A 1,251-nucleotide genomic window follows, 5' to 3' on the forward strand; every position below is an offset into this window, starting at 1 on the left:
AGATGAAGAAGTAAACAATTTCACCAGTAAAACTTTTCAAATGAATCCATCTATTATTATCAAAAAAGTTCTTTGTACACGACAAAAAAAGATAACTCATTGAAATAATGGCATAATACTTGTTTTCTGACGACGAATATGATGACACATTTCAATGAGTTATATCTCATCTTAAACAAATATCTAAAGTGGAACAAGTCACATGCAAAATGTTTTACACTGATTATGCTTGCATTAATTGTAAAACAGACATGTAATCTTTCTTCTGCATCTAAAGCCTTACCCATCAAGTGCTTACCACAATCATTTTATCGACGTATACAACGCTTCTTTGCAGATCAGTATTTCGATTATTGTCAAATTTCTCAGTTAATTTTCAATATATTTTCATTCGATAAAGTCCAATTAACTTTGGATAGAACTAATTGGAAATGGGGAAAACGAGATATTAATATCTTGATGTTAGCCATCGTCTATCGTGGAATAGCGATACCTATTGTTTGGACATTGCTCAATAAACGTGGAAATTCAGATACAAAAGAGCGTATTGCTTTGATTCAACGCTTTATCTCCATTTTTGGTAAAGATCGTATTGTGAATGTGTTTGCAGACAGAGAATTTATCGGTGAGAAATGGTTTACATGGTTAATTGAAAATGACATTAACTTCTGTATACGTGTTAAAAAAACTTTATTGTGACCAATCACTTAGCCAAGAATCATAAAATTAGTGATTTATTTCGTCATCTTCAAGTTGGTCAAACTGAATGTCGTAAACGACGTATTTGGGTTGGTCGAGTGAAACTGTATATTAGTGCGCTACGATTAGAAGATGGAGAACTTTTACTTGTTGTTTCTCCTATGTTTAATGCTTCTGCTATTCGTGATTATGCATTACGCTGGGAAATCGAAACGTTATTTAGTTGTCTCAAAGGACGTGGATTCAATCTTGAAAATACTCGTTTAACAGACCCTAGACGAGTCAAGAAATTGATAGCAGTGCTAGCTATCGGTTTCTGTTGGTGCTATTTAACAGGTGAATGGCAACATGATCGGAAAAAAGCGATAAAAATAAAGAAGCATGGACGACTTTCAGTAAGTTTATTTCGCTACGGTTTGGACTATGTTCAAATGGCTATTCTACGTTTGATTGGTTTTGGAAAAAAAGAAGAATTTAAGAAAGTGCTAGCAATTTTAAGAAAGAAAAAGCCTGATAGGACAAGGATCCTATGAAATTTGTCGTGTACAGAGA

General features: G+C 33.4%; 1 protein-coding gene. It reads left to right on the forward strand.

The features are described from left to right. Positions 1–141 precede the first annotated feature (141 nt). Positions 142–1,232, forward strand: a protein-coding gene (locus GW12_RS15605; RefSeq protein WP_152598527.1) for an IS4-like element ISAba33 family transposase whose coding sequence is annotated in 2 segments (ribosomal slippage) — positions 142–682 and positions 682–1,232 — 1,092 coding nt in all. Because the reading frame shifts where the segments join, the coding sequence is not laid out codon by codon here. Positions 1,233–1,251 lie beyond the last annotated feature (19 nt).

This window comes from Acinetobacter sp. HR7, assembly GCF_000773685.1.
GTDB lineage: Bacteria > Pseudomonadota > Gammaproteobacteria > Pseudomonadales > Moraxellaceae > Acinetobacter > Acinetobacter thermotolerans.